General features: G+C 40.7%; 14 protein-coding genes. 4 read left to right on the forward strand and 10 right to left on the reverse strand.

What is annotated here, in order from left to right:
• Positions 1–833: 833 nt before the first annotated feature.
• Complete coding sequence (locus tag B4G94_RS13750; RefSeq protein ID WP_313533425.1) at positions 834–2,240, forward strand: Gfo/Idh/MocA family protein; 1,407 nt, start codon at positions 834–836, stop codon at positions 2,238–2,240.
• 167 nt (positions 2,241–2,407) lie between these two features.
• Positions 2,408–3,346 (forward strand): formylglycine-generating enzyme family protein, encoded by a 939-nt coding sequence (locus tag B4G94_RS13755; RefSeq protein ID WP_286859553.1) that lies wholly within the window; start codon positions 2,408–2,410, stop codon positions 3,344–3,346.
• Positions 3,347–3,388: 42 nt separating this feature from the next.
• Here B4G94_RS13755 and carB read toward each other — a convergent pair whose 3' ends face one another.
• Both carB and B4G94_RS13765 read right to left on the reverse strand, forming a co-directional pair.
• Positions 3,389–6,208 (reverse strand): carbamoyl-phosphate synthase large subunit, encoded by a 2,820-nt coding sequence (carB, locus tag B4G94_RS13760; RefSeq protein ID WP_108636098.1) that lies wholly within the window; start codon positions 6,206–6,208, stop codon positions 3,389–3,391.
• 261 nt (positions 6,209–6,469) lie between these two features.
• Positions 6,470–8,728, reverse strand: a complete 2,259-nt coding sequence (locus B4G94_RS13765; RefSeq protein WP_286859555.1) for a family 20 glycosylhydrolase — start codon at positions 8,726–8,728, stop codon at positions 6,470–6,472.
• A 150-nt stretch (positions 8,729–8,878) separates the two neighbouring features.
• Here B4G94_RS13765 and lipA point away from each other — a divergent pair, with 150 nt between their 5' ends.
• Complete coding sequence (lipA, locus tag B4G94_RS13770; protein ID WP_104385109.1) at positions 8,879–9,760, forward strand: lipoyl synthase; 882 nt, start codon at positions 8,879–8,881, stop codon at positions 9,758–9,760.
• Positions 9,761–9,945: 185 nt separating this feature from the next.
• Here the strand turns inward: lipA and B4G94_RS13775 are convergent, their stop codons facing one another.
• The 8 genes from B4G94_RS13775 to upp form a co-directional block, all read right to left on the reverse strand.
• Positions 9,946–12,543: a carboxypeptidase-like regulatory domain-containing protein gene (locus tag B4G94_RS13775; protein WP_286859557.1), complete on the reverse strand. Its 2,598-nt coding sequence runs from the start codon at positions 12,541–12,543 to the stop codon at positions 9,946–9,948.
• 62 nt (positions 12,544–12,605) lie between these two features.
• Entirely contained in the window at positions 12,606–13,508 is a 903-nt protein-coding gene (locus B4G94_RS13780; RefSeq protein ID WP_165305538.1) for a GLPGLI family protein, read from the reverse strand.
• 126 nt (positions 13,509–13,634) lie between these two features.
• On the reverse strand, positions 13,635–15,275 hold the full coding sequence (locus tag B4G94_RS13785) for an amidohydrolase (RefSeq protein ID WP_286859559.1): 1,641 nt from the start codon (positions 15,273–15,275) through the stop codon (positions 13,635–13,637).
• A gap of 153 nt (positions 15,276–15,428) precedes the next feature.
• On the reverse strand, positions 15,429–15,839 hold the full coding sequence (locus B4G94_RS13790; protein WP_104385107.1) for a BrxA/BrxB family bacilliredoxin: 411 nt from the start codon (positions 15,837–15,839) through the stop codon (positions 15,429–15,431).
• 148 nt (positions 15,840–15,987) lie between these two features.
• Positions 15,988–16,521, reverse strand: coding sequence for an ATP-binding protein (locus tag B4G94_RS13795; protein ID WP_286859563.1), 534 nt, complete (start codon positions 16,519–16,521; stop codon positions 15,988–15,990).
• Positions 16,522–16,544: 23 nt separating this feature from the next.
• The gene (gene pnuC / locus B4G94_RS13800) at positions 16,545–17,147 is read right to left on the reverse strand and encodes a nicotinamide riboside transporter PnuC (RefSeq protein ID WP_108636093.1); all 603 of its coding nucleotides are present in this window, start codon (positions 17,145–17,147) and stop codon (positions 16,545–16,547) included.
• Positions 17,148–17,198: 51 nt separating this feature from the next.
• Positions 17,199–17,672, reverse strand: a complete 474-nt coding sequence (locus B4G94_RS13805; RefSeq protein ID WP_046672303.1) for a ribonuclease H-like YkuK family protein — start codon at positions 17,670–17,672, stop codon at positions 17,199–17,201.
• 103 nt (positions 17,673–17,775) lie between these two features.
• Positions 17,776–18,423, reverse strand: coding sequence for a uracil phosphoribosyltransferase (gene upp / locus B4G94_RS13810; RefSeq protein WP_108636092.1), 648 nt, complete (start codon positions 18,421–18,423; stop codon positions 17,776–17,778).
• Between the two features lie 285 nt (positions 18,424–18,708).
• Here upp and uvrB point away from each other — a divergent pair, with 285 nt between their 5' ends.
• Positions 18,709–20,742 carry an excinuclease ABC subunit UvrB gene (gene uvrB, locus B4G94_RS13815; protein ID WP_286859566.1) on the forward strand — a complete coding sequence of 678 codons (2,034 nt, stop codon included), beginning with the start codon at positions 18,709–18,711 and terminating at the stop codon, positions 20,740–20,742.
• The last annotated feature ends 8 nt before the right edge of the window (positions 20,743–20,750 follow it).

Below are 20,750 nucleotides of genomic sequence, written 5' to 3' on the forward strand. Positions count from 1 at the left end.
TTCGTTTAGGTCATATCTCCTTCCAAAGGATCTTTTATTTGTCCCCCGGTTCTTTTATCTCCCTTTGCCGATACTATGCTTCCGGCCGATGTTCTCTATGAAGAAGTGTCGGGCGTGGAAACCCCGGGGAACAGGCCCGGAACAAGGACCATAAAGACCATTCAGAATAATGTTGTTCCAAAGGACTGACTAATAATCATCTGACACTATCCACCGCACCTTATTGGCTTTTTCCCTTTTCGCTTGGAAAATAGATTTGATAGCTTCGTTCATTGAGCTAACTTGGTCGATTAACTATTCTCATTTTATCGAGGATAAGCAAAGAGGAGTTCATTAATATGTAATTTGCTACTAAAGGTTCAAATTTGGAATCTTTAACACATAGGAATTAGCTGATGACTGAGTTGAAGATATAACCATTAAATTTCGGTTTAATGATAAAATATTTTAGATAACTATTCAAAAAAGACCCCACAAAAAGCCCTAACGATGGGAGAATACAGGAGTAAAGTTTTGTGTATATGTTTTTTCGGATTTTGCCCTGAGATTGGAATAGCGTATTTACTGTGATGCGATACTTTTCATTAAAAAGACAAGATAATAATAAATTAAGCAATCGTTTGTGTAGATTAAACAAACGATTGCTTTCAAGTTTGATTTTTTATTTTGAGAAAAGTGTTATATTATTGTTAAAGAGATTAAGTTCTTTAGTAAGAACCAAATATAAATCCAAATCCAAAGGGATTTTTCTTATTGACTGTTTAGTTTGTTTTAAAATAGGTGATTTTTTAGAGGGACCAATTGGTCCCTTTAAATTTACATGACTTTAAATTATGGATTCTAGAAGAGATTTTTTAAAAAAAGCCGGGATTTTATCATCACTGGCTGTTTCACTTCCTACTTTGGTTAATGCCAATGCGACTGCAGAAGCATTTAATATGTGCGGTTATGCTGCGCCCAAAATTGATAAGGTGAGAGTTGCTGTAATTGGATTGGGGATGCGTGGTCCCGGAGCAGTCGAACGACTGTCTTTTATCGAAGGTTGTGAGATCATTGCACTTTGCGATAAACACCCTGAACGTGTTGAGAAAGCACAGAAGATTCTTACTTCGAAGGGCTTGAACGCTGCAAAGTCTTACTCAGGAGAAGATGGTTGGAAATCATTGCTGAAAGAGGAGAAGTTAGATCTTGTTTATATTTGCACGCCTTGGGATTACCATGCACTCATGAGTATTGCGGCAATGAAAGCTGGTAATCATGTGGCTTGTGAAGTGCCAATTGCGCTGACAATAAAAGATTGTTGGGAGGTCGTCAAAACATCTGAAACAACAAAAAAACATTGCATGATGTTGGAGAATTGTTGCTACGACTTTTTCGAAATGTTGACATTGAATATGGCCCGCCAAGGTCTATTTGGTGAATTAATCCACGGTGAGGGAGCTTATATCCATGATTTGTTAGATTTAAATTTCGCAAAGAATGGTTATGATAATATGTGGCGCCTAAGGGAAAATATCAAGTATAATGGTAATCTATATCCAACTCACGGACTTGGACCTGTAGCACAGTGTTTAAATATCAACAGAGGAGACAAGATGGATCACCTTGTGGCGATGTCGTCCAATGATTTTATGATGGGTGAGAAGGCAAAAGAACTAGCAGGCAAAGATTCTTTCTTTCAGGAATTTGTCGGAAAGAAATACCGTGGCAATATGAATACGACATTGATCCGTACAGCCAAAGGAAAAACAATTATGTTACAACATGATGTGACTTCACCTAGACCGTACTCGAGATTGCATACACTTAGCGGTACAAAGGGATTTGCTCAAAAATATCCTACGGAAAATATCGCATTTGGCCATGAATTCATCAAGGAGGAGAAACTCAAGGAGCTGTATGATAAATACACGCCCGAATTGGTGAAATATATCGGTGATAAAGCTAAAGAAGTTGGCGGTCACGGCGGAATGGATTTTATGATGGACTGGCGTTTAATCGATTGTCTGCGTAACGGATTGCCATTGGATCAGGACGTTTACGATGCTGCTTCGTGGAGCTGTATCGTGCCATTGAGCTTTGAATCTGTTGAAAAGAACTGTAAAACTGTGGCTGTACCTGATTTTACAAAAGGCGCCTGGAAAAGCAATAATCCCGTAGATATTACACTAAAAGGTGGTGGGAATACGCCTATTCGCTCCAAAAATGCGAAAAAGGAAAATGTACAATTGGATGTATAAAATCTGCATTTGTTCAATAATTAAAAGGGGAGCATTTTATTGTTCCCCTTTTATGTTTATCTTTAGGTATGTTAATCAATCTGACGCTAGTTGCCTGTCTATCTCTGTTTTCCACAAATGATACACTCTCATGTTGTGTTGGTGAAAATATACCTACACGAGCTGGCATGATCAAATCTCAGTTATCCAAACAAAGCAATGCCGCCGTTGGAAAGATGGTTCTAATTGAAGGTGGTAAATTCTTGATGGGAAGTTCAAATTTTGAAGATAGTAAGCCTGTACATCAGGTCGAACTCACTTCATTTTACATGGATGAACACGAGGTAACAAATGCCCAATTTGCTCAATTTGTAAAGGAAACAGGATATGTGACGGTAGCCGAGCGGAAATTGGATCCAAAAGATTTTCCCGGTGTGGATCCGAATATGCTTGTCCCCGGATCTGCCGTATTCTCGAAACCCAAAGAGCTTAATTCCTTAAATAATTATCTGATGTGGTGGGAATATGTTCCCGGCGCAAATTGGCAACATCCCGAAGGGCCTGATAGTTCAATAAAAGATAAAATGAATTACCCCGTTGTTCAGGTCGCCTATGAAGATGCTGATGCTTATGCAAAATGGGCAGGAAAGCGATTGCCTACAGAGGCGGAATGGGAATATGCTGCCCGCTCGGGTAAGGATACGAATGAAGACCTGTACTATTGGGGAAAAGAGCTTAAACCCAATGGTAAGTGGACTGCAAATATATACCAAGGAAAATTTCCGGTTGAAGATTCAAAAGAAGATGGATATGAGGGAGCCGCTCCCGTAAAATCTTTTCAGGCAAATGCCTTAGGACTCTATGATATGGAAGGGAATGTCTGGGAATGGTGCTCCGATTACTACCGTCCGGATTATTACAAGAGTAGCACGGTGGCAAATCCCAAAGGACCTGAAAACTCCTATGATCCACAGGAACCTAATCTTGAAAAACGTGTTCAGCGTGGTGGATCATTTCTCTGCAATGATCAATATTGTGAACGTTATAAAGCGGGAAGCAGGGGAAAAGGAGAGGTCAATAGCCCGACAAATAATGTCGGTTTCCGATGTGTAAAAGATATAAAATAGAAAAGGCTTGCATTGCAAGCCTTTTCTATTTATAGAGATACCTTATTGTGCATTCAAAAACATTGATTTTTGATTGTACAACTCTCTGAAATATGGATCTTGAAGATCTTTGATAAAGCGGATTGCTTCACCAGTTGATTTCATTTCAGGGCCTAATTGTTTGTCTACTTCAGGGAATTTATTGAAGGAGAATACAGGCTCTTTAATCGCGTATCCTTTCAATTTACGTTCGATGGTGAAGTCACTTAATTTATTGACACCTAACATGACTTTTGTCGCGATGTTGATGTAAGGAACATCATACGCTTTCGCAATGAAAGGAACAGTACGTGATGCACGTGGGTTAGCCTCGATGACATACACATTTTCACCTTTGACAGCAAATTGAATATTTAATAGACCACGTACATTCAACGCTTTTGCTAATTTAATGGAGTATTCTTCCATTTTATCCTGAACAGCTTGTGAGAGTCCGAATGGAGGTAATACCGCCGATGAGTCTCCAGAGTGAATACCCGCAGGCTCAATGTGCTCCATCATACCGATGATATGTACATCTTCACCATCACAGATGGAATCTGATTCCGCTTCTTCAGCGCGATCCAAGAAATGGTCGATCAGGATATGGTTACCGGGAAGGTTTTTCAATAAGTTAACAACCGCTTTTTCAAGGTCCTCATCATTGATGACAATGCTCATCCCTTGTCCACCCAATACATACGAAGGGCGAACCAATACTGGGTAACCAACTTCGTTGGCTACTTGTAAAGCCTCTTCTGCCGAAGTAGCTACGCCATATTTTGGATATGGAATATTTAATTCTTTCAATAGATCAGAGAAACGGCCACGGTCTTCCGCCAAGTCCATATTCTCGAATGATGTACCGATGATTTTTACGCCAAGTTGCTCTAAGCGTTCAGCCATTTTAAGTGCTGTCTGTCCACCTAATTGAACGATTACACCTTCTGGTTTTTCCAATTCGATGATCTCACGGACATGCTCCCAGAATACAGGCTCGAAGTATAATTTATCGGCCATGTTGAAGTCCGTAGATACAGTCTCCGGGTTACAGTTCACCATGATTGCTTCGTAACCACATTCTTTCGCAGCCAATAACCCGTGTACACAAGAGTAATCGAACTCGATACCTTGACCGATACGGTTAGGACCTGAACCTAATACAATGATTTTCTTTTTGTCTGAAGAGATGGATTCGTTTTCTTCTTCAAATGTTGAATAGTAATATGGAGTTTGTGCTGGGAATTCCGCGGCACAAGTATCAACCATTTTGTAAACCCGGTTGATGCCAAGTTCCTTACGACGATCATATACCTGATCTTCTGTTACATTACCTAACAACCAAGCAATCTGTACATCTGAATAACCTTTTTGTTTTAAGGTCATAAAGAAATCGCGTGGAATGTTATTCAATTGGTAACGACGTAATTCTTGCTCCAGGTGTACCAACTCTTGGATCTGTACTAAGAACCATTTGTCGATACGAGTTGCTTTACGGATTGATTCCAAAGGAACACCTAATTCGAATGCATCTTTGATATGGAACAAACGGTCACCACTTGGATGTTCTAAGCTATCCATGATCTCGTCCAGATTTCTCCATTGACGACCATCGGCACCTAGACCAGCGCGACCAGTTTCAAGTGATTGACATGCTTTCTGTAAAGCTTCGATAAATGTACGGCCGATTGCCATAACTTCACCTACAGCTTTCATCTGAAGACCTAATTCTTTGTTTGCGCCTTTGAATTTGTCAAAGTTGAAACGTGGGATCTTAACGATGACGTAATCTAATGTTGGTTCGAAATATGCTGAAGTAGTTTTAGTAATCTGATTTTGCAACTCATCTAAGTTGTATCCGATCGCCAATTTAGCTGCAATTTTTGCAATTGGGTAACCAGTTGCTTTTGATGCTAAAGCTGATGAACGAGATACACGTGGATTGATTTCGATTGCGATGATTTCTTCATTTTCTGGGTTAACAGAGAATTGCACGTTACATCCACCCGCAAATGTACCGATCGAGCGCATCATCAGGATAGCCTGATTACGCATATCTTGGTAACATTTGTCTGATAATGTCATTCCCGGTGCAACCGTGATCGAGTCTCCCGTATGGATACCCATTGGATCGAAGTTTTCAATGGTACAGATGATGATGACATTGTCGTTGGTATCGCGAAGCAATTCTAATTCGAATTCTTTCCAACCCAACACGGCCTGCTCTACCAAAACCTCATGTGTCGGCGAAGCATGTAAACCTCTATTTAAAGCCGCATCAAAATCTTCTTTTCTGTGTACAAATCCACCACCTGTACCGGCTAGGGTGTAGGAAGGACGTATAACAAGAGGATAACCAATTTCTTGTGCTGCTTCTTTACCTTCCAGGAATGAGTTTGCAATCTTTGAAGTTGCAACACCCACACCAATATCAACCATTAATTGACGGAATTCTTCACGGTTTTCAGTTTTTTCAATGGCAGCAACATCAACACCGATAACTTTTACGTTGTATTTTTCCCAAAGGCCCAGGTTGGATGCTTCGATACATAAGTTCAAAGCGGTCTGGCCACCCATGGTAGGAAGTACTGCGTCAATGTTATGTTTTTGCAATATCTCTTCAATACTTTCGCACGTTAATGGAAGTAAATAGACATTGTCTGCAACAACTTTGTCCGTCATGATTGTTGCAGGGTTTGAGTTGATGATGGATACTTCAATACCTTCTTCTTTCAATGAAAGGGATGCTTGAGATCCAGAATAATCAAATTCACAAGCTTGACCGATAACGATGGGACCTGATCCGATGATTAAAACCGACTTAATGGAAGTGTTTCTTGGCATTATATCTAGTTCAAAAAATTAAATTTCCTATTGTAAATCTGAGCAAAGACAATCAAAAATAGCTCATGGGGAAGGGTCATTCCGACTGCTTTGTCGGAGTGCAAAGTTACATTTTAAATTTTGAAAATGAAGTATTTATTTTAAGAATATTTCAAAATAAAATGAGCTTTGTTAGAAAAGTGGTCTTGAAAATAGGAATAACTAGTTGGAAAACGTAAGGAATAGGTTCTCCAACTAGTATCGGGAATTGCTTATTTTCTGTTAATAAACAATGATTTCATCTGTAAATAAATATCCTTTTTTCGGGTTGCTGGCTTTGATTTTTATGTAGCGTGCCTGCTGCGCTTTATTTAGTTTCAGCTCGAAGCGTTTAAATGTCAATTTGGATTCTTTATCGGATACATCGTTTTTTACTGTCCCTATTGAACGGAATGTACGACCATTGTCAGAAACGAGAACCTCCATTTCCCCGGGCATATAAACTCCGGGACCTATCATTTGCATGAAATTCATGGCAACTTGATGGATTTCTTCCCTTCTTTCCAAATCAACGACAACATCAATCGGGCTGGTAAAACCCTGCCATTGTCCATCGTGATAAGACAGGCCTCCCATTAGCCCATTGGTTAAAGTCGAATCTTTTTGCGCTGGATATCCTGACCATTGCGTATTGTACGTTACTTTTTTTCCAATGGCACGATGAATATCAATATCAAAGGATAATGTAGGACCTATTTTGATAGAGTCCTGAAAATATGCTGCATTGATATGTCCTGTTGAACTCAGTTCAAATGGACCGGTATATGGCGTAGACTGAATCGTAGGTTCACTTCCATCAATGGTATATCGGATCTGATCCGTGTTCAATTGCTCTGTTGTAAGTGTAATTTTGTTGTTGTTTTTAATTGCATTATAAGACGCTGTATAAGCAACATTGAATGATGGACGATAATAGTTCAGATTCAGCTCCTGTAGCAATTTATAATGTGATTGTAATCTGCGTTGAAAGTCAGCCCAGCTTTTTGCATCTTTTGCGGTCCAATTGACTTCGGATAACGCTAATGCTCGCGGAAATACCATATATTCAACGTGCTCTGTCGTCGGTACATATTCTGTCCAAATATTAGCTTGTGCACCCAGGATGTGTTTCGCCTTGTCCGCTTGTATCGCGTTTGGAATAGGATCATAAGAATATACCTTATCGAGGGTTAGGTATCCGCCAATTGCTTCGGGTTGTGTCCTTGGATCGGTCTGATAAGAATCAAAATACAGGTGTGAACCGGGAGTCATAATGACATCATGGCCGGCATTTGCCGCATTTATTCCTCCGTCTTCGCCGCGCCAGCTCATGACCGTGGCACCTTCAGTCAGACCGCCTTGCAAGATTTCATCCCAGCCGATAAGCTTTCGGCCTTTTGATTGCAGGTATAAATCCATTTGCTTGATGGCATAGCTTTGTAATTCATCTACTGATTTTAAACCTTCCTTTTGCATCAGGGCCTGGTCTTTTGGACATTTTTCCCAATGTTTCTTTTCGGCTTCGTCCCCGCCAATATGGATGTATTGGGAAGGGAATATGGTGAGTACTTCATCCAGTACATTTTTTAAGAACTCAAAAGTCTTTTCATTGCCGATGCAAAATTCACCCTGGCTGTAGGGTTTACCCGAACAGGAGAGTTCGGGATACACGGCCAGTACTTCTTCCGAGTGTCCGGGCATTTCTATTTCAGGAATGACATTGATGCCTTTTCGAGCAGCGTAGTCTACCAGTTCACGCGCTTCTTCCTGTGTATAAAAGCCGCCACTTGCATTCGGATTTCCTTTTTCTACATACTGACGGCCATTGTTCCACCAATCTTTCCAAAGCGCATGTGTACGCCAGGCAGCCTTTTGTGTTAATTCCGGATATTTTTTAATTTCCAATCGCCATCCGGCGCCATCTGTCAGGTGCCAGTGAAAGTTATTGAACTTATAAATGGCCATGACGTCGATATATTTCTTCACGAAAGAGAGCGGCATAAAATGACGGGAAACATCCAAATGAAGCCCGCGGTAAGAAAAACGAGGTTCATCGACGATTGTTGCAAATGCTATTTGGCTGGGGTCAGTCTGTAGGTAACCCAACTGAATCAAGGTATAAATCCCATTGATGACCTGCGGCGTATCCCAGGCTTTAAGCAGAAGACCTTTTTCATCAATTTGAATCGAATACGCATATTTGCTCAAGTTGTCTGCATCAACAGCTTTAATAATACGAAAACCTTCTTTTGGAGTTTTTTTATTTTTCTTTAGCACCTCAAAGGTTAAGCCTTTGATTGCGGGATGCTCGGTAAGCAATTGCGCCGCAGCCTGAAAATCGTCTGAAACAATAACGGAGAGCTGCGTTGGGATGTTATATATTCCGGTCGCTACGGTCACCTTGGATGGCTTGGGTATTAGATCAAAATTAGTTTGGGCCTGTGCACCGAAAATGCAAGTTCCCCCAAGCAATAAAAGGGATAAGGATTGACTCAATCGCATAGTATAGTATTTAGATCAATAGATAATCAACACAAATATCCTAATTTTTGTTTCATTATTCTATTATTGCCGTCATTCGATAAGTTTTTATGATATAAATCCAACAAATTGCCGGATAGAAATTACATTTTTAATCCTTAACTTTGTTGTATGATTGAACTTCCAGTTATTCCGGCAACTCCTGCACAACGCAAGCCCGATTGGTTGCGTGTCAAATTGCCTGTTGGTAAAGAGTATAGACATGTCAGAAGTCTTGTAGATGAACATAAATTACATACGATTTGTGAGAGTGGAAATTGCCCAAATATGGGTGAGTGTTGGGGGGCAGGAACAGCGACCTTCATGATACTAGGTAATATCTGTACACGTTCATGTTCGTTTTGCGCTGTAGCAACAGGTCGTCCTCTGGCGGTCGATTTGGATGAGCCTAACAGGGTCGCAAACTCAGTGAAGCTGATGCAGGTCAAACATTGTGTCATCACTTCTGTTGACCGTGATGATTTGAAAGATGGTGGTTCGACGATTTGGGCGGAAACGATTAATGCCATCCGTAGAGAGAGCCCCGAGACAACCTTGGAAACGCTATTGCCAGATTTTAAAGGGCAATGGGACAATCTGGATCGTGTCATTGCGGTTCGTCCTGAGGTCGTTTCACATAACTTGGAAACTGTACGCCGTCTGACAAGGGAAGTACGTATCCAGGCCAAATATGATCGTTCTTTGGAATGTTTGCGTCGGATTTCGGAAGCAGGTCTTCGTACGAAGTCTGGTATTATGCTTGGTCTTGGCGAAACGGAAGAAGATGTAATCGAGGCCATGCAGGACTTATATAATGTAGGTGTTCATATTTTGACGCTCGGTCAGTATTTGCAGCCTACAAAAGCACACCATCCCGTTATTGAATTTATCACACCAGCTCAATTTGAAAAATATCAAAAAATTGGTTTGGAAATGGGATTTAAGTATGTTGAATCAGGACCATTGGTACGTTCGTCCTACCATGCCGAAAAGCATTTATTTGATATGCAATAATAGCGTGCTAAACAGTTAGACTTCTTGGAAAAGCAAAAGTTGTTTCCATATTAACATATAAAAGGCCCGGGTGAATATTTCACCCGGGCCTTTTTATGGATCATCTTATCCTGGTCGAACTTTGTAAGTAATTACCTTCGACCGCTGCTTTTTTTTAAAATGCTGGTTTCAAGTGCATTTAAGGCCTAAAGATTAAAGACAGCGCGTAGTAAAATTGTTCTTCCCCGTAGTTCAAATTCATTTTGGGAAATCATATTGGCTGTTGTCATGTAGGTCCGATAATTTTTTATATTCGTCAAATTGCTCATATCCAATTCAAAGTCAGTTTTCCATTTGTTCAATCGATAACGCGCAAAAACGTCTATAAAGGTATAACTCGCATTCTTCATATTCGTCTGGAAAGTGGAGAGGTTACGTATGTTTACACGTATAAAGCCATTTTTAAAAGGGCTTATAGGGAAACCTAAGTTATGTGTCATCATAGTTGTTTTATTCCGAATCAGATGGTCTTTCCCTTGTTGCTTGCTTCTATTCCAATTGAGAGTACCTGTATAAGATATATTATATGATTTGAATATTTTTGCTTCTAAACTAGGTTGGAGCGTGTAATTGATGCTTTTTATGGGAACAACACTACTGTTTAGCAATTGATTGAATCGGGAATAGGCCATACTGCCTTTTAACTTGAGCGTACTTGCCAAAGGAAATATATATTTATCAAACCCAATTTGTGAGGACCAATGTTCTTGCAGGTTGTCCATATTAACCAATATATTCTCTGTGATATCGTCTTTTATAATTGAGGATAACATCGTGTTGGATGAAAGCCTGGAATAGCTGATTCCTGCATTAGCGAATAATACTTTCAATGTACGCGCCAGATTGTAATTGAGATTAAAAGCATGTTTTTGGGATTCATTCAGCGCAGCATTGTTTTGGCTAAGCATCCTATAATTGCGCAGTACCGCTCCATGGAATACGTCTTCAATATTCCCAATGTCCTGGCTATATTGATAAGCAAATTGGAGATAATCTTCTTGGGAGACTCGCCAGCGCGCTTTTAGGCCGGGGTTGATCAACCATGAATTTTTTGAAATGTCCAAAGCCTGTGTATTATCTTTATATTGGGTGATCAGATAAGTGATCGGGATATCAAGGTGAGCCTCGAAGCGATCGTTTTTCCAGTCATATTGTGGTGTAATGAACACTTGAGATCTGCTCCAGTGCAGATCGTTGCTCGTATTCTGGCGCGGTCTTCTATCTATCTGCTCATTATCTTGAAGATATAACAATGAAGTAAAATGTTGGCGGTCGGTATTGAAACCGATCTGATAATGCTGTTTGATCTTACTTTTATTGAAGTGGTAACCTGTCGAAACCTCAGTGAAAAATGAGGGAACCTCGATCTGCTGAGTGGTACTTTTGTATGGAATGCTGTCATTTAATATTTCAGGAAAAACACCTGGATAAATCTGTAGAGATTGTGGTTTATTTCCATAGTTTAATGTCCAATTAACTGCTATAATATCGTTGTTTTTTAATTGCGGTATATAACTGAACTGATTGCTGATTCCTTTGATATGGTGTTTTTGAAATTGGTCAATTTTACTGGTCGAGTTTGTTAATAGGGCTTTTATATCTTTTTTTTCATATTCAAAGGAAAGTATTTCGCTGATGTATTTTTTTTCTGTATTCACAGATGCAGAGAGTCTTGCCACACCTAGCCATCTCTCTGCTCTGATGCCGTTTTGTTCTTCAAAGGATACATCACCTCCATCGAGTAAATATCGTGTACTAGCAGCGTTATTCTGTCTTTCTTTATCAAATAGTAAATGAATATTTGATTTCAATTGCCATTTGTTTTTGAAATTATATAGATTATTGGTGTTGAGGGAGCCTGTATTGTTAAAGTAGTAGTTGTTTTTTGGAATATTGGGAGCTCCAGTTGTACTTGTTGCAAGGAGGTTGTGAATAGCGGAAGCGCCAAACTTTGCGAGTAAAGATGACTGGTTATTGCCTACGACATCACCAGAAAGATCCCTACCGATGTTATTTGCACTGAGTACATTCAGCATTTTAACTTTTTTGTTAAAAAGGATTGTGTTTAGCTCGGGGTCATAGTTATTGGGAGTACCAGCAGCTATTTTAGCCTGTCCGGTTAACTTTAACTTAGCATCTTCTTTGATGACAAGGTTAATTGCTACATCGTCTGTAAATCTTTTGTTTTTAAGTACTTTATAGTGTTCATGGTTGTCGAGGACCTGAATGTCTTTGACCATTCTGTGCGGAATTGTTCGCGTGCCTATTCCGTAACGATCTTCTAACAGATCATCACCGTCAATGTAAAGTTTGGAAACCGTTTTGTCCTGATATTTTATTAAGCCGGATTCTGTTACCTCCATACCGGGTAGGCGTTTGATGATATCTCCGATATTTCGATCCTCTTCCTTAGCGAAAGAACCTACATCATAAGAAATGGTGTCGTTGGAACGACTTACTTTGGGTTTACTCTTCACTACGACATCTTTTAATAGATTGGTTTTGGGGGTTAAGACAATCCGGAGATCGGTCGACTTTTTGTCAATTTGCTGTTCGAATTTTTCGTAAGTAAGATGGTGGATCTGCAGGTAGACGGTGGTATATTCTTTAGAAAGTTGCATCATAAACCGTCCTTCCTTATCAGTCGTTTTAAAAGCGACGATTTTATTTTCAGACAGGATATTTACACTTGCGAAAGGTATTGGCTTCTGTGTATTTGCTTCTTGTACCTTCCCACTAATCATTTGTTGGGCAAAACAAATTTGCCCAAACCAAGTGATTAAAAGTAAACATATAGGTACTTTCATTAAGGTATTAGCTCAATCGGATTATTGGTGACTTTAGAAGGCTTATATAGTTCATCTTTCCGTATATTAAAACTTTTGATCCTAGAGACATCCATACCACCATCTCCTGTTTTCATACCAGCGCTTGAACCGCTTTTAACAGTAATGGCATTGCTAGAACCTACACTGATACTTCGACTCTTTGCCGATTGAGCGTTCATATAGGCCTGTGGATTTGCTTTAAATGCAGCTTGGATTTTTTGAACTTCCTCTAGTGAGGTTGTAATCACGCCTTGTGGTAGCGCCACCTGTACTTTGCTGTCTTCCAGTTTATCAAATCCAGCATATGCAAAAATGACCTCGTTTTTTGAATCCCTTGCATCCAAAATGAGTCCTGGTAGTCCATGAAGTTTCCAAGGTCCGTAAGGAAATGGCAGCTCTGTCGTAAACCATACTTCATAGGTGCGACCTTTGAAAGTTGTTTTTGCATTTTGACAACTGTATCCTCCGATCTCCTTATGATCCCCTAATACTTCCCATTCTTGAGCTGGGTAAGTTTGAGGTATAGCAAATTTGTCCCCAGCAACGGATATCAATTCTGTCATTTTGTTGTTGTTGACATCTAGTAAATACGATGCCCCTAAAGGAGTTGTTCGTGTCTGGATAGTTATATTCCCGTCAAAGGAGGGGGCATCCATCTGTTTTTTGACTTCATCCTGCATACGATTTGTGGAGTATGAGGTATAGTAACTGGCCTGTTGATTAAGGTAAGTGATCGTTTCGTCGCGAATAAATTGATCACGTTGCGTGGTGTCATTAATGTGTTTGAATTCGTAATGTACTTTAGCTATTGCTGGCGAATTTTCTTGAGCAAATAGAATCTGTATCGTCAGCGATAATAAGAAGGATAATGAATATTTCATAAAATTATGTTTATATCGTAAATATACGAAATATTCGTAAAAATAAAAATTATTGTAGATTTTCACTATTATACCTTGAATTGTACTTTTCTAGGGGATGAGTGAAGCTCCGTGTGTGTGAAACTATTATTGTTGTCTATTGAAAACAGTTTCTCCAGCAATCACCGTCCGCATTGTTTTTACGTTGCGCAGCTGCTCATTCGGTATTTTGAGGATGTCGTGCTCGAGGATAACAAAATCAGCGTCTTTACCAGCTTCTATGCTTCCCCGTTTTTTCTCCTGAAAGCAGGAGTATGCTGCCCAGATGGTCATTCCGCGCAATGCATCTTCCCGACTGATGGCGTCCTGCATTTGGAAGCCCTGCTTTGGATATCCTTTTTTATCGACACGGGCCACGGCTGCGTGAAAGCCGTATAGCGGATTGAAATGTTCAACCGGGAAATCACTTCCCAGAGCGAGTTTACCATACTCCTTCAATAGATGTTTGTAAGCATAGGCTCCTTTCATCCGTTCTTCACCTAGACGGTCTTTTGCCCAGTACATATCCGATGTGGCGTGGGCAGGTTGTACAGAGGGTATAATCTGGAATTTTCGGAATTTATCGAAATCTACTGGCGAGATAATCTGCGCATGCTCAATGCGCCATCTACGGTCTGTATGCGGCTGTAAGTATTTACCATAGATGTTCAGTATAATACGGTTGGCTGAATCACCGATTGCATGGGTATTCGCCTGGAAATTACTGGCTGCAATCGCTTTGATCATGTTTTCATATTCCTGTGGGCTATGCAATAAGAATCCATGTGTAGGTGCATCATGATAATGAGCGAGGAGGCAGGCGCCCCTTGAGCCTAATGCGCCATCTGCAAGTAATTTGAATGATTTGATTTCTAAACGATCCGTTTCATAAAAGCCCTGCGCTATAAATGAGGAGATATTCTGCGGATTGCCAAGGATCATGGCATAATCCCTAAATTTCAATTCCCCATCCTGGTAGTATTTTTTTAAGAGGTCTAGTCTTTCTTTTGATAAACCGGCATCCACAATGGAAGTAAGTCCCACAGAAAGCAACGAGTCCTGGGTTCGCTTTAACATTCTCAAGTACTCTTTTTCATGGGGTACCGGGATTGTTTTGTTGACCAGATCCATTGCATTGTCGATCAAAAGACCATTCGGCGTATTGTTACTTCCACCGACAACGCCACCATGAATAATGGGAATGCTTGTCAATTTGGCCCATTCTAAAGCTTTGGAGTTTACCACAGCGGCGTGATAATCTACCCGTATCAGGTACACTGGTATATCTGGGAAAGCTTTATCCAGTAGTTCTTTTGTGGGAAAGGATTTGTCTTTCCAGCGATTTTGGTCCCAGCCACCGCCGATGAGCCAGGTTTTATTGGGATTTTTTTGCTGATAACTTTTAACCCGTTGAATCACTTCTTCGAAAGAATCCGCGCCATTGAGATCAGCCTGATCCATCAGTTCGGCTTCATCAAATAGATGCGCGTGTGCATCGTAGAATCCGGGATAGATCGCTTTTCCCTCAGCGTCTATTTTTTCTTTGGCTTTATACTTTCGTTGAATCTCTTCGTCTGATCCTATGGCAATAAATTTACCGTCCTTAACTGCAAATGCCTGTGCTATGCTGAAGGTGGAATCAACGGTATACACTTGGGCATTGTATACTATCAGGTCTACCTTTTCTTGAGGGGAACAGGCAAGGAAGATCACGGAAAGGAGGAAAATGATAACTGAAAATTTTCTCATATCCTAAAAATAAAAAAAAGTGTTTATAAAGCGAGAGGGTATTTCTTTGAAATATGAACTGGCGGAATATCGTAAAGTATATGATGGGGTTTACAAAAACGGCTATCCAAATAATTCGGATAGCCGTTTTAATTCAAAAATCAAAATACGTGATTAGCAGTACTCGTCAAATGCTGCAACTAAATTGTCAGCAATCATTTGTGCCGGGCGACCTTCAATCATATGTCTTTCAATCATGTGTACCAATTTACCATCTTTGAACAATGCCATTGCTGGAGAAGATGGAGGGTAAGGCAACATGTAGTTACGTGCTGTGTTAACAGCATCAGTTTCCATACCTGCGAAAACAGTAACTAATTTTGCCGGATGTTTTTCATTTTTTACAGCCGCTTTTGCTGCAGGACGTGCATTTGCTGCCGCACAACCACAAACGGAGTTTACAACCACAAAAACGGTTCCTTCTGAAGCGATTGCAGTATCAACTGCTTCTGGAGTTTTTAATTCTTCGAATCCCGCATCAACTAACTCTTGACGCATTGGAGCTACTAAATATTCTGGATACATTATTTCTTAAGTAAAATGTTAATATTCTAATTTAATTCGGTAGCGTACAGCTTTTAGTTACATTTTAATTTTCTTGTTCATTGCACTAAAGGTATACTTTACAAGTACAAATATAGCTGTAAAAGGCTGCTTCGTCAAGGTGCTTGTCTCAAATCAATGTCAGAAAATCGTTAACAGCTGCTAAGCCATTTTCCAGTCGCTGCTGTCCCTCGCCTGAGATAATGTGATATTGACCATTGACAGCATTTAATTCTGTTTTCCACACCTTCATAAAGTGTTCTCGTTGCTCCGGAAAATCTCTTAAGGGATCGTCCTGCCAGGGAAGGTCGATATCCATCAGTAAGTAGAGATCATAGGGATGTTGCCGGATCTTGTCAGTGACTTCTTTTGGGGTATGCTTGAATAGATAGTCAGACCAGATTTTCACGGTCATAAAAGTGGTGTCACAGATCAGGATGTTATCCTTTGCCAAAGGGAGGAGTGCTTCTTCCAAAGCAACCTGTCCATAAAACATGTTGACCTCATCCTGCAACGTATATTTATTATTGAGGCTCTGACAGTAATAGCGCGAATATTCCGGAACACAGACCGTTTGAAATTTTTCAGCGAGATACTGTGCCATGGTTGACTTTCCTGTAGACTCGGGGCCTACGACGGCAATTTTTATTAACTCTTTTCCCACATCTATCTTTTTGATAGGCAATATTACGCAAAATTTTTATAGGTTTTTTGCCAGTCACGGTAGCCATTCCAGGCAATAATGGCGAATACGAGATACAGGACAGCTGTTAGCATAAGCTCTTTGTGTATATACAATGGAATATAGCAGATATCGACAAAAACCCAGAGAAGCCAGTTCTGAAGTACTTTCCTCGTCATTAGAAATTGGGCTACAAAGCTAACAGCGGTACAGAATGCATCGATATAGGGGACATCGGAATTCGTCTTATTGTCCAAGAGGTAACCTATTAGGGCTGTCAAACAGATGATCGCGAGCACGATTAGCATCAGCTGTTTTTTATTGGCTTTAACAATGGGTTTCTTTTTTTCTTCCTTTCGTTTAAGCCAGTAATACCAGCCATACACTGCCGTGAATAGAAAATAAAATTGTAATACGGTATCGCCATAGAGCTTTGCATCATAAAACAGAATGGCATAGGACACCACGCTGATGATGCTAATGGGCCAGTTCCATATATTTTGCTTTGCGGCCAGATAAACACAAAGAAATCCGGTTAGTGTACCTAACCATTCGAGCCAAGTGGTCTGGGCAAATTGACTGGCAATCTGCTGAAAAAAATCCTGCATCTGCTGTGTTAAAAATTACACCTAAAGATACAAAGTCTGCCCAAAAATCAACTACTGCACCTGTTTATTGGCGCAATTGGTACTCGCAAACGACTCCGGTTTGGCTTTAAATACAAAACCCATACCCATAATATATCCCATGGCTTCTTTGAGGGCAACATTTGACTGAAAATTTGGATTGGTGTTGATGTCGGCGTGGACTTCGAGGTCTACTTTGTGTTTTTCGAGGAGGGGGCAGAGTTGGTAGGCGATGTCGATGGATTTTTGGACTTCGAGTAGCATCCGTTCTTTAATACTCATCCGGTGATGCCTTTTGTCCCGTTGGATAAACATAAACCCACCTTTATGTTCCCTGAGAAAGACGATGACGGTGGCGAAGTCGATGATTCCTCTCTTTACTTGGGAATCGGTACCGATATAAACCTTGAGCTTGTTCCCGAGGGCATCTTCTCGTTTAATGACTTCCTCAACAGCATCGAAAATCGTGGAGCGAATGGATTCGCCATTGTATTTTTGCCATCTCATAGTGGTATAAATTAGATATAAAAAAATTAAACTTCATCATTGACATAAATTTACTGAATTTCAATGAGCTGAGTGTTAATTTAATTTTAAATAATTATCCACATTAATGAAGTTTTTCACCATAGGCCAAATCTCCTGCATCGCCAAGACCGGGAACAATATAGGCTTTTGTTGTCAATTCGTGGTCGACATCGCCTACCCAGATATGCGCAGTAGGAACGAAAGCCTTGACATGGTTTAACCCTTCTTCCGAAGCAATTGCTGCAACAATATGAAGCTCTTTAATCTCGTATTCAGCCAGTAGATCTTTGCAGCATAAGACGAGGCTCTTTCCGGTTGCCAGCATCGGGTCGACGATGATGACCGTTCTATTATCTAAATTGGGGGTATTTACATATTCTTTATGAACTTCAAACTCACCACTCTTTTTGGTGTGCCGATAAGCCGCGATAAAGGTATTGTCTGCTTGGTCAAAGATATTTAATAAGCCTTGATGGAAGGGAAGTCCGGCTCTCAGAATGGTCGCCAATACCGGTTGTTCCATTAATAGATGTGTTTTGGCGACGCCCAATGGTGTTTCAACTTCAACAGGTTTAAATGCCATGGTTTTGCTGATCTCATAAGCAAATACTTCTCCGAGTCGCTCCAGGTTCCGACGGAAGCGCATGCGGTCCCGCTGAATCGTGACATCTCTCAATTCTGCAATAAAATGATTTGCAATGCTGTTTTGGGTAGATAGAATAGTGACCATGACGTGCGTGCTAGTTCAGTTAAAGCTAAAGATAGTAAATAATCAACTGAAAGTAATAACATCTTCAGCATAATTATAGTTTGATATAAAATGGTAAAAAAATTAGTAAATTTGTATGAAGACCATCTAAAATATGGGCCTGGACCGTATACTGCAAAATCGCAGCGTCAGTAGATTACATCATGGTGTTAGTGTGAAGGACTTTTTTAGCAGAAATTCAGTGAAGCTCCTGCTGTGATGTGTACCGAAAGGTCAAAATAGTCTTCTTTAAGAAATAGGAATTGTATGAGATTTGAATTGACATCAGAGTATAGACCGACGGGTGATCAGCCAGAGGCAATCAAAGAATTGGTAGCAGGTGTTGAGCAGGGCGAGCAATATCAGACGCTCTTGGGGGTTACGGGATCCGGTAAAACATTTACTGTAGCCAATGTAATTCAAGAAACCCAAAAGCCTACCCTGATATTAAGTCATAATAAAACATTGGCAGCGCAGCTGTATGGCGAATTTAAACAGTTCTTCCCGAATAATTCGGTCAACTATTTTGTTTCTTATTATGATTATTACCAGCCGGAAGCATTTATCGCTTCAACGAATACCTACATTGAAAAAGACTTGGCTATCAATGAGGAAATCGAAAAGTTGCGATTGGCAACGACTTCTTCACTGATGTCCGGACGACGGGATATTGTTGTGGTCTCTTCGGTGTCCTGTATTTATGGTATGGGGAATCCTGAGGATTTCTCGCGGTCAATTTTTCGTTTTGGTGTAGGGATGACAATCACCCGGAATGCTTTTTTGCATAAATTGGTCGAGATACTCTATTCCAGAACAACAACTGAATTTAAACGTGGTACATTTCGTGTGAAAGGGGATACAGTTGATGTATATCCAGCTTATCTGGATTTTGCAATACGTATTTCATTTTTTGGGGATGAGATTGATGAATTGAGTGAGATCGACCCGGTATCCGGTAAAACCTTGAATAAAATGGAAGATTTGGCGCTTTTCCCCGCGAACCTTTTCGTTACGCCGAAGGAAAAATTCAAGGAATCCATCTGGGCCATTCAAGATGAATTGATGCAGCGTAAGACACAGTTGGAAGAGGAAGGACTTATGCTAGAGGCCAAACGTCTGGAAGAGCGGGTGAACTATGATCTTGAAATGATGCGTGAACTGGGCTATTGTTCAGGAATAGAGAATTATTCACGCTTCTTTGATGGTAGAAAACCGGGTATGCGTCCCTTCTGTTTGCTGGATTATTTTCCTGAAGACTACCTACTTGTTATTGATGAAAGTCATGTTACCCTGCCTCAGCTACGGGCCATGTATGGCGGTGACCGGTCTCGAAAAGTATCTTTGGTGGAGCATGGTTTTCGATTGCCGGCAGCATTGGACAATAGACCGCTCAATTTTCCGGAGTTTGAATCGCTGACCAATCAGACCATTTATGTTTCAGCTACTCCCGGAGACTATGAATTGCAGCAGACAGAAGGTGTTGTTGTTGAGCAGGTGATCCGTCCGACAGGCTTATTGGATCCTGTTATTGAAGTTCGTCCGGCGATCAATCAGGTCGATGATTTCTTGGAGGAGGTCGATAAAACAATCAAGGAAGGGGGGCGTGTCTTGGCTACGACCCTGACCAAACGGATGGCGGAGGAGCTGTCCAAATACATGACCAAGCTGAATCTGAAAGTGCGTTATATACACTCCGAAATTAAAACCTTGGAACGTGTGGAGATTTTAAGGGGATTACGCTTGGGTGAATTTGATATATTGGTGGGAGTGAATTTGCTTCGGGAGGGATTGGATTTGCCTGAAGTCACACTTGTAGCTATTCTCGACGCTGATAAAGAAGGGTTTTTACGTTCGGAGCGCTCGCTGATCCAAACCATCGGACGTGCTGCCCGGAATGATAAAGGCCGGGTTATTATGTACGCTGATAAAATGACGGATAGTATGCGTGTCACGATAGACGAAACCAACCGGCGCCGGGATAAGCAGATGAACTATAATATAGAACATGGTATTACGCCACGCACGGTTGGAAAGACCAGGGAAGAGATCCTGGAGCAGACCTCTGTTGCTGATTTTTCAGGCGTTGAACAGAAGATTTACGTTGAGCCAGACCCTACACAGGTTATTGCAGCGGACCCAGTCATGCAGTACCTGAGCGAGAAAGATCTGAAGAAAGCGATCGACAATGTGCGGAAGAAAATGGATAAAGCGGCAAAAGAAATGGACTTCTTGGAAGCAGCAAAATACCGTGACGAAATGTTCTCTTTGGAGAAGCTCTACGAAGAGCGCTTTTCATCGTAAAGATACAA

The organism is Sphingobacterium sp. UBA7625 (genome assembly GCF_002484085.1).
Lineage (GTDB): Bacteria > Bacteroidota > Bacteroidia > Sphingobacteriales > Sphingobacteriaceae > Sphingobacterium > Sphingobacterium athyrii.

Excerpts from the sequence above, each read along its gene's own strand:
- B4G94_RS13780 (WP_165305538.1), bottom strand. The coding sequence starts at position 13,508 with ATGAAATATTCATTATCCTTCTTATTATCGCTGACGATACAGATTCTA.
- lipA (WP_104385109.1), top strand. The coding sequence starts at position 8,879 with ATGATTGAACTTCCAGTTATTCCGGCAACTCCTGCACAACGCAAGCCC.
- B4G94_RS13785 (WP_286859559.1), bottom strand. The coding sequence starts at position 15,275 with ATGAGAAAATTTTCAGTTATCATTTTCCTCCTTTCCGTGATCTTCCTT.
- carB (WP_108636098.1), bottom strand. The coding sequence starts at position 6,208 with ATGCCAAGAAACACTTCCATTAAGTCGGTTTTAATCATCGGATCAGGT.
- B4G94_RS13790 (WP_104385107.1), bottom strand. The coding sequence starts at position 15,839 with ATGTATCCAGAATATTTAGTAGCTCCAATGCGTCAAGAGTTAGTTGAT.
- B4G94_RS13775 (WP_286859557.1), bottom strand. The coding sequence starts at position 12,543 with ATGATTAGTGGGAAGGTACAAGAAGCAAATACACAGAAGCCAATACCT.
- B4G94_RS13805 (WP_046672303.1), bottom strand. The coding sequence starts at position 17,672 with ATGAGATGGCAAAAATACAATGGCGAATCCATTCGCTCCACGATTTTC.
- upp (WP_108636092.1), bottom strand. The coding sequence starts at position 18,423 with ATGGTCACTATTCTATCTACCCAAAACAGCATTGCAAATCATTTTATT.
- B4G94_RS13755 (WP_286859553.1), top strand. The coding sequence starts at position 2,408 with ATGATCAAATCTCAGTTATCCAAACAAAGCAATGCCGCCGTTGGAAAG.
- uvrB (WP_286859566.1), top strand. The coding sequence starts at position 18,709 with ATGAGATTTGAATTGACATCAGAGTATAGACCGACGGGTGATCAGCCA.
- B4G94_RS13765 (WP_286859555.1), bottom strand. The coding sequence starts at position 8,728 with ATGCGATTGAGTCAATCCTTATCCCTTTTATTGCTTGGGGGAACTTGC.
- pnuC (WP_108636093.1), bottom strand. The coding sequence starts at position 17,147 with ATGCAGGATTTTTTTCAGCAGATTGCCAGTCAATTTGCCCAGACCACT.
- B4G94_RS13750 (WP_313533425.1), top strand. The coding sequence starts at position 834 with ATGGATTCTAGAAGAGATTTTTTAAAAAAAGCCGGGATTTTATCATCA.